Genomic DNA, 8,417 nt, shown 5'->3' with positions numbered 1-8,417 from the left:
GGCAGCGGCAAGCGGGCAGCGGACGAGCGGGCGCGAGCCGGCCTATTCGGCGGCTGCCGCCTGCGCCCCGGCGAGCGCATAGCCGCTGTAGCCGTTTTCGGCACAGGCTTCGGCGTGCTTCATGTACGCGCCGAAACCGCCCATGTAGAAGCTGACCGCCTTTGCCTTGCCGGGAATGTTGGCACCGGAAACCCACCAGTCGAGCTTGCCGAACAGCGTCATCGCCTCGATGCGGATGCACTCGTCAAGCCAGCCCTGTTCGGCCTCCCGCGTTGCCTCCATCGTGGAGAGGCCGTGCTCCTCCATGTAGCGGATCGCCTCCGACACCCATTCCGCCTGCCACTCGATGGCCGGCGGCTGGTTGGTGAAGGGGCCGGGCGGGCCATAGAGCGAGAACATGTTGGGAAAACCCGCCGCCGACAGGCCGAGGAAGGCCCGCGGCCCCTGTGCCCAGTGGTCGCGCAGCTTCAGCCCGTCGCGGCCGCGAATGTCGATGCGCACGAAATTGCCGGTCACCGCATCGAAGCCGGTGGCGAAGATCACATAATCGAGCGCGATCTCGCCGTCGGCGGTGCGGATGCCGTTTTCGGTAAACCCGACGATCGGCGCCTTGCGGACATCGACGACCGACACGTTCTCCCGGTCGATCGCCTCGTAAAAATGATTGTCGCACAGCGGCCGGCGCGCATAGAGATCGGTCGGCGTCATGATTTCGCGCTTCTCCGGGTCGGAGATGACAGCGGCGATCTTGCGGCGGATGAAGTCGGCGGCGGTGGCGTTGGATTCCCGGTTGGTGGCGATGTCGCTGAACGTGCCGAACATGAAGTTGAAGCCGCCGCCGTCCTGCCACGCCTTCTCGTAGACGGCCTCGCGCTCGTCCGCGGAAACCTCCATCGCGCCCTGTCGCGCCTCCTCGAAGGCGAACACCGTGGCGGAACGGCGCACGCGGTCGAAATAGGCCTCCAGATTGTCGGCGATCCCGTCGAGGAATGCCGGATCGACCGGATGGTTGCGCGCCGGCACGGAATATTGCGGCGTGCGCTGGAACAGCACCAGATGCCCGGCGACCTTCGAGGTTTCCACCACCACCTGAACGCCGGTGGAGCCATTGCCGATCACGCCGACACGCTTGCCGGTGAAGTCCACCGGCGTCGTCGGCCAGTTGCCGGTGTGCAGCACCCGGCCCCTGAAGGTCTCCTCACCGGGAAAGAGCGGCTTGTTGGCCGCCGAAAGCAGGCCGAGGCCGGTGATGAAATAGCGCGCGGCGAAACGGTCGCCGTCGCTCGTCTCGATATCCCAGCGCTGCGACCTCTCGTTCCAGTGCGCACTGGTCACCAGCGCGTTGAGCCGGATGTTGCGGCGCAGGTCGAAACGGTCGGCGACGTGCTCCAGATAGGCCAGAATCTCGGCCTGACGCGGATAGCGCTCCGTCCACTTCCACTCCCGGTAGAGGGCGGGATCGAAGCTGTAGCAATAGACCCAGCTTTCGGTATCCGACCGGGCGCCGGGGTAGCGGTTCCAGTACCAGGTGCCGCCGACGCCGCCGGCCTTGTCCAGCACCCGGGCCTTCATGCCGAGCTTGTTCTGCATCTTGTGCAGCATGGCCAGACCGGCGAAGCCGGCCCCGAGGATCAGCGCGTCGAGCTTTTCGACGGGTTTCTTCGTGGTGTCAGTCATCGCAGAGTTTCCTGTCCTCCCGGCCGGCTTGTGCCGGTCATTTGTTTCCGCCGGCCGCCGGCCGGCTGCTTGTCTTTGCGGGGCGCCCGTTCGCGCGCCCTTTCTCAGGCCGGCTGTTTCAGAACGCGCTGTAGCCGGCGTCGGCCATGATGAGCTGGGCATTGATCGCCGATGAGGCATCGGACAGCAGGAAGGCGACGACGGCGGCGATCTGGTCGGGCTGGAGCAGCCGCCCGTTCGGCATGTCGTCAAGCCAGCGGGCCATCACCTCCGGGTGCTCGATGCCGACCGCGCGCAGCATTTCGGTCTCCGTGTAGCCGGGGCCGACCGCATTGACGCGCACGCCGCTTTTCGCCCACTCCACCCCGACGACCCGGGCGAGATGGGCCACCGCGGCCTTTGAGACATCGTAGGCGGCATGCACCTCCGGGCGCACGGCCCGCACGCCGGCGACCGAGGAAATCACCACCACGGAGCCCCGCCCCGCCTTCACCATGTGCCGCCCGGCGGCGCGCACCGAATAGAACACGCCGTCGAGATTGACCGCCATCACGCCGCGCCACTCCGCATCGGTGTGGTCGAGCAGGGTGCTGGCGTTGGCGAAGGCGGCATTGGCCACGAAGCCGTCGATGCGGCCGTGGCGGCGGGCGACATCGTCGGTCAGCGCATCGACAGCCGCGCTGTCGGTCACATCGAGGGTGGCGGCCTCGGCGGCATGGCCGGCGGCGCGAAGCGTGCCGGCGGCCGCCTCCGCCCCGGCCCGGTCGGCAATGACGGCGCATCCCCCGGCGGCACACACCGCCCGGGCAATCGCCAGCCCGATGCCGCGCGCCCCGCCGGTGACGATGACGACCCTGTCCCTGAGTTCCATGGCGTGTCTTCCCGTTTGCTGGTGTTCATTGCGCCGTGTAGCCGCCGTCGCAGACGAGGCTTGCACCCGTCACGAAGCGGGCTTCGTCGGAGGCGAGGAACAGCACGCAGTTGGCGACATCGACCGGCTCGCCCAGCGTGAGGGGATGTTTTGATCCCATCATCGCCAGATAATCCGCCCGCCCGCCGGGCCAGCTGTCCGCGGCCTGCAAAAACAGTTCGGTCTTGGTGGAACCGGGATGGACCGCGTTCACCCGGATGCCGTAGGGCGCGTAGCAGATGGCGTCGGTCTTCGTCATCAGCAGCACCGCGCCCTTGGTGGCGTGGTAGGCCGGCAGGTCGGCGGAGCCGATCAGCCCGTAGATCGACGAGAAATTGACGATGGAACCGGCCTTCTTCGCCATCATCTGCGGCAGCACGTGCTTGGTGGCGAAGAAAGTGCCTTTCACGTTGATGTTGAAGACCGCATCCCACTCCGCCTCGCTCATTTCGTGAACGAGCTTGTTCACGCCCGGCGTCGCCGCGTTGTTGACGAGGATATCGACGGTGCCGAACGTTGCGATCACGTCGGCCACGGCCTCTGCCACGCGGTGTTCGCGGGTGAGATCGGTCTTGATGAAGACGGCCCGGGCCCCGCCGGCCCGCAGCCCGGCGGCGACGAGTTCGCCTTCGCCGAGCACATCGAAGATGGCGACCAGAGCGCCCTCTTCCGCAAACCGCATCGCGGTTGCCTTGCCAATTCCTCTGGCGCCGCCGGTTATGATGGCGACCTTTCCGTTCAGGCGTCCGTTGGTCATGTTTCCTCCCGCACGGCCGCGACAGCGGCAGAACGGTCCCTGGCTCATTTGATGAACTGATATTTCTTGCGGTCGGTCGTCAGGGCGACGGCGACGATGATGACCAGCCCCTTGACGATGTCCTGCGTGAAGCCGCCGACGCCGGTCACGTCCATGCCGTTCGACAGAATGGCGATGAGCAGCACGCCGAGGATGGTGCGGTGGGGACCGCCGACGCCGCCGGAAAGGGCGGTGCCGCCCATCACGATCGCGGCGATGGAATTGAGCAGGATATCCGAGCCTGCCGCAGGCGTGCCGGCACCGACCTGACCGGCCAGCATGGCCCCGGCGAGGCCGCACAGCGCCCCGCAGACCGTGAAGGCGAGGATCTTGTAGCGCCGGATGGGCACGCCGGAGTTGGCCGCCACCACCTCGCCGCCGCCGATGGCATAGAGATAGCGGCCGAAGCGGGTGCGCAGCGACACGAAGGTGAGCGCCAGCGCCGCCAGCAGCGACACCGTCGCGACATTGGGCAGCCCCAAAAGGAACGCGCCGTTGATCAGGTCCGTATAGGCCCAGTTCTGGTAGATGATCGCGATGCCGCCGGAGACATGGCCGGCGATGCCCGCCAGCACCGACATCATGCCCAGCGTGGAGAGGAACGACGGCACCTTGAGCCAGACGAGCAGGCCGCCGTTGACGAGCCCGACCGCCATGCCGACCGCGACGGCGACGAGGATGCCGCCGGCGCTGCCGAACCGGTCGACGCAGATGGCCGTGACCAGCGTGGCCAGCACAACCGTGGCACCGACCGAAAGATCGATGGAACCGATCATGATGACCAGCGTGCCGGCGAGGGCCACCATGAGCAGCACGGAAGACTGCATGCCGATGTTCTGGAAATTCGACACCGAAAAGAACAGCCGGTTCTGCAGCGTGAAGAAGGCGATCAGCACGATCAGGGCGGCAAGCTGGGCAAGGATCGCATAGGCGCCGGACAATGCCGGCAGCCGCGCGGGGCCCGGCCTTGCCGGGATGGCATCGGTCGTGGTGGTGGTCGTGGGCATGACTGGCGCCCTCCCTCAGAGCATGTGTCGGACGATGGCGGCTTCTTCCGGCTTGTCGCCGCGGGCCGCCTGAAACTCCGCCGTCACCTCGCCCTTGCGCATCACCAGAATGCGGTTCGACAGGCCGATGAGTTCCGGCAGGTTGTCTGAGATGAGAAGGACCGCGGTTCCTTCTGCGGCGATGTCGCGGATCAGATCGTAGATCTCCTCCTTGGCACCGACATCGAGACCGCGGCCGGGTTCGTCGAGCACGAGGATGCGCACCCCGCGCGCCAGCCACTTGGCAAACACCACCTTCTGCTGGTTGCCGCCGGAAAGGGCGCGCGCCGGCGCATGGCGCCCCGGGGCCCGCACCCGCAGCCGCTTCAGCCAGAAATCGGTGACCGCGGCGCTTTTCTGCGGCGAGATGGCGATGCCGCCCGCCCCCATCACCTTCGAGAGCGCCGGCAGCGTGAGATTCCATTCCAGCGAATGGGCCGCGATGATGCCGGCCAGGCCGCGCTCGGCCGGCACATAGCCGATGCCCTGCGAGATCGCCTGAAAGCTGGAGCCGGAGGCAAGCTTCTGCCCTTCCACCAGCACCTCGCCGGCGTCGCGCGGGGTCAGGCCGGCAACCATGCTGGCGACCACCGACTTGCCTGCCCCCAGCACGCCGGCAAAGCCGAGGATCTCGCCCTCCCGCAGATCGAACGAAACCGCCTTCACCGCTGCCGCCCGGCTGAGGCCGCGGGCGGAGAGCACGACCCGCGCGCCCGGCTCGCGCTGGCGGAACTCCTTGTAATATTCCTCCTCGCGCTTGCGGCCCACGATCAGCTCGTGCAGCCCGTCGGGGCTGGTCTCGGCGGTGGCGAGCTGGGCCACGACCTGACCGTCCTTCAGCGCCACGATCTCGTCGCAGCAGCGGAAGATGTCGGCCATCGCGTGGGACACGATGATGATCGAGGCCTTGCTGCGCCAGCGCTGGATGCCGTCGAACAGCTTCTGCGCCTCCTTCTCGGAGAGCGCCGAGGTCGGCTCGTCGAGCAGGATCACCGGCTCCACCGGATAGACGCGGGCGAGCGCAAAGGCGCGGGCGATTTCGACAAGCTGACGCTGGCCGAACGACAGGTCGCCGGTGACGGCGCGCGGATCGACATTGTCGATGCCGAGATCGTCGAGCACGGCCTGCGCCTCGGCAATCATCTGCCGGCGGCGCAGCACGCCGCCGACGGAAAAGCGCGTCTCGCGCCCGAGGAACATGTTTTCGCAGACGCGCAGCTGCGCGACGAGCCCCTGCTCCTGGAACACCGTCGCCACGCCGTGCCGCGCCGCCTCGTCGGGGTGCCCGAAGGTGACGGCCCGGCCGTGGATGGCCAGCCTGCCCCGGTCGGGCGAGACCACGCCGTTGATGACGCCGAGGATGGTGGACTTGCCGGCGCCGTTCTCGCCGACAAGTCCCAGCACATGGTGCTTCTGCAGCGTGAAGCTGACGTTCTGAACCGCCGGGATGCCGTTATAGGCCTTGCTGATATCCGCAAGCTCAAGCGCGGGCGCAGCCGCGCTGCGGAAAGGCCGCTCCGGCTCTCCCCGGTCCGGGGAAACCCTTGCGATCTCGCTCATGCCTTCGCCTTGAACGGCCCGGTCCGGTAATGATCGGCATAGAGCCGGGTGACGCGCTCGAACTCGGCCGGCGCCGCCGCCTCCGAATAGGCCGGATTGAGGCGGGCGCGGTTTTCCGGAAACAGCGCGAAATGCTTCTGCGGATCGATGGGCAGAATGCGCGCCTGCGGATCCCAGGTTTCCGGGTTGAGCGTGCGGCTCATCTTCGACCAGTCATATTCGGCGCCCTGCGGGCCATAGAGCCGGTCAAGATAGAGCTGGGCGTTATCGGCGGTGATCAGCGCCGATTCCGTGTACATCATCCGCTCCGGCAGCGTCGGCTTCCAGCCGTTCAGCGCGTCGAACACCGATGTGACCATGAAGGCGGCCTGATAGGGCGGCAGCGAGGAGTGGGTGGCCGCCAGCCGTCCCGACAAAACGGACCGCAGCCCGTCCGGCAGGCCGTCGATGCCGCCGACCGGAATGTTCTTGAGGCCGCGCTCGTCCAGAACCGCCAGCACACCTTCGGCGATGGAGTCGTTCTGGGCCATCACCGCCTTCAGGTCCGGATGGGCGGTGATCATGGAGAGCATCGCATCGCGGCCGGATTCACGGTCCCATTTGGTGCGCAGGTTGCCGACAAGCTGAATGCCGGGAAACTCGGCCGCCGCCTTCTGCACGCCGGCGGTGCGGAACGCATCGGTGGGCGTCGGCAGGCCGAGGATGTGCACCACCTTGCCTTCGCCGCCGATCTTCTCGAACAGAACCCGGGCGACTTCGTAGCCGGCCAGCATCGAGTTCGGCGTGGAATACTGCACATAGTAATCGCCGACATCGACCGGCGAGAACCACGCGGGCTGTTCCCAGACGTTGGAATAATAGATGCCCGCCTGCTGCAGAACGCGCGCGATCTGCGGCACGGCGCCATCCGGGAACGGCAGACCGATGAACATCTTCGCGCCGAGCTGCGGGGCAGAGCGGACCTGACTGATCTGGGTGGCGGGGTCGGAGCCGTGCAGCATCTGCGCGCCCTCAAGGCCGAGCGCGCGGGTCGTGGCATCGAAGCCCTTCACCCACTCCACCCAGTAAGAGTGCAGCACATCGATCTGATAGATGATCTTGCCGCGCCGGATATCCGCCTCCGCCGCGCGCGCACCGGCGCCGGGCAGGCCGATGGCGCCGGTGATGCCGGCCGCCGCCGCAAGCTGCATGAAAACGCGCCGTGAAAAAGGCTCGCTGAGGGCGTTGCCGAAAGCCACGATCCGGCTTTCAGCGGAGTCACTCTTTTTCATCTGTTTCCTCCCGTGCCTGCGCTGGGCGTGCAGGCGGCCGGCTTTTTTGCCGGTGCTGGTCGGCGGCTGGCCGCGCGACATCGGATTCTGTCGTCCAATAGGCTCTTGTTATCGTATTATCGTATTACAGTCAAGCAAGGAGGAAGACGGGATGATCGTATTATCATCGACAGCGACGGCGCGATGAACCCGACGGCGCGCCGGGAAGCGGGCGGGAGCGGCCAGTTGCACCCGGACAGCCGCCTCTTTGCGGGCGCCCGGCACGGGGATGCGGGGGCCGGGCCGGAGAGAGCGGGCGACGGCCGGGCCGGCGGGCGGACAGGCGGCGGAACGGCTTCCGCGCGGGCGCCGCCCCGTCCCCTCAGCGCAGCATCCGGCGCAGTTCGGCCTGCACCGCCTGCAGCCGCGGCAGGAACAGACCGGCAAGCGCCTCCGGTGCGGCCCGGCCGGCCGCCAGACCGACATTGAGGGCCGCCACCGTGCGCCCGCGCGCGTTCAGCACCGGCACGGCAATCGAGCGCAGTCCCGCTTCCACCTCCTGATCGATCACCGCAAAACCATCGCTCCGCACCCGGGCCAGTTCCGCCATCACCGCTTCCGGGTCGGTTCGCGTGAAGGGGCTGCGGGCGGGCAGCGGGCCGGGGCCCAGCAGCGCGCGGGCCTCCGCCTCCGGCAGGGCAGCCAGCATCACCCGCCCCATGGACGTGCAGAATGCCGGCAGCCGCGAGCCGGGCATCAGGGCAATCGACATCACCCGGCGCTGGGCGGCACGCGCCACATAGACGATCTCCGCCCCGTCGAGGATGGCGACGGAGGAACTCTCGCCGATCTCGTCCGACAGCCGGTCCAGCAGCGGCTGCACGATCTGCGGCAGCGGCATCGTTGCCAGACACGCCGTGCCCAGACGCAGCACCCGCGGCGTGAGGGTGAAGAACTTGCCGTCGTAGTCGGCATAGCCGTGGAAGGCGAGCGTCAGCAGGCAGCGCCGCGCCGTTGCCCGGTCGAGCCCGGAGGCCGCCGACACCTCGGCAATCGACTGCCGGGGGTGCGCGGCCGAAAAGGTCTCGATCACGGCAAGCCCCTTGGCGAGCCCGCCCATGATGTCCCGTTCGGAAATCGTCATCGCCTCTCCTGCCCCGCCTCTCCTGCCCCGCCTC

7 protein-coding genes are annotated in these 8,417 nt (G+C 67.6%); all 7 read right to left on the bottom strand.

The features are described 5' to 3' along the window. Positions 1 to 42 precede the first annotated feature (42 nt). Positions 43 to 1,677: an NAD(P)/FAD-dependent oxidoreductase gene (locus V7067_RS03785; protein ID WP_334174547.1), complete on the bottom strand. Its 1,635-nt coding sequence runs from the start codon at positions 1,675 to 1,677 to the stop codon at positions 43 to 45. 118 nt (positions 1,678 to 1,795) lie between these two features. After that, complete coding sequence (locus V7067_RS03780) at positions 1,796 to 2,548, bottom strand: SDR family oxidoreductase (RefSeq protein WP_334174546.1); 753 nt, start codon at positions 2,546 to 2,548, stop codon at positions 1,796 to 1,798. A 25-nt stretch (positions 2,549 to 2,573) separates the two neighbouring features. Beyond that, complete coding sequence (locus tag V7067_RS03775; protein ID WP_334174545.1) at positions 2,574 to 3,344, bottom strand: SDR family oxidoreductase; 771 nt, start codon at positions 3,342 to 3,344, stop codon at positions 2,574 to 2,576. A gap of 44 nt (positions 3,345 to 3,388) precedes the next feature. Next, positions 3,389 to 4,390, bottom strand: coding sequence for an ABC transporter permease (locus V7067_RS03770; RefSeq protein ID WP_334174544.1), 1,002 nt, complete (start codon positions 4,388 to 4,390; stop codon positions 3,389 to 3,391). Between the two features lie 15 nt (positions 4,391 to 4,405). Next, positions 4,406 to 5,989 (bottom strand): sugar ABC transporter ATP-binding protein, encoded by a 1,584-nt coding sequence (locus V7067_RS03765; protein ID WP_334174543.1) that lies wholly within the window; start codon positions 5,987 to 5,989, stop codon positions 4,406 to 4,408. Continuing rightward, on the bottom strand, positions 5,986 to 7,260 hold the full coding sequence (locus tag V7067_RS03760; protein ID WP_334174542.1) for a sugar ABC transporter substrate-binding protein: 1,275 nt from the start codon (positions 7,258 to 7,260) through the stop codon (positions 5,986 to 5,988). The genes V7067_RS03765 and V7067_RS03760 overlap by 4 nt, the downstream gene beginning before the upstream one ends. 361 nt (positions 7,261 to 7,621) lie before the next feature. Then, positions 7,622 to 8,383, bottom strand: a complete 762-nt coding sequence (locus tag V7067_RS03755; RefSeq protein ID WP_334174541.1) for an IclR family transcriptional regulator — start codon at positions 8,381 to 8,383, stop codon at positions 7,622 to 7,624. Positions 8,384 to 8,417 lie beyond the last annotated feature (34 nt).

It is taken from the genome of Pseudoxanthobacter sp. (genome assembly GCF_036822375.1).
Classification (GTDB): domain Bacteria; phylum Pseudomonadota; class Alphaproteobacteria; order Rhizobiales; family Segnochrobactraceae; genus Pseudoxanthobacter.
Note: the sequence above shows the minus strand (reverse complement) of the source record. Positions and strands in the feature narration are given on the sequence as shown.

Bases quoted from the DNA above. Each gene is read 5' to 3' on its own strand.
- V7067_RS03785 (WP_334174547.1), bottom strand. From the start codon at position 1,677: ATGACTGACACCACGAAGAAACCCGTCGAAAAGCTCGACGCGCTGATC.
- V7067_RS03765 (WP_334174543.1), bottom strand. From the start codon at position 5,989: ATGAGCGAGATCGCAAGGGTTTCCCCGGACCGGGGAGAGCCGGAGCGG.
- V7067_RS03755 (WP_334174541.1), bottom strand. From the start codon at position 8,383: ATGACGATTTCCGAACGGGACATCATGGGCGGGCTCGCCAAGGGGCTT.
- V7067_RS03770 (WP_334174544.1), bottom strand. From the start codon at position 4,390: ATGCCCACGACCACCACCACGACCGATGCCATCCCGGCAAGGCCGGGC.
- V7067_RS03780 (WP_334174546.1), bottom strand. From the start codon at position 2,548: ATGGAACTCAGGGACAGGGTCGTCATCGTCACCGGCGGGGCGCGCGGC.
- V7067_RS03775 (WP_334174545.1), bottom strand. From the start codon at position 3,344: ATGACCAACGGACGCCTGAACGGAAAGGTCGCCATCATAACCGGCGGC.
- V7067_RS03760 (WP_334174542.1), bottom strand. From the start codon at position 7,260: ATGAAAAAGAGTGACTCCGCTGAAAGCCGGATCGTGGCTTTCGGCAAC.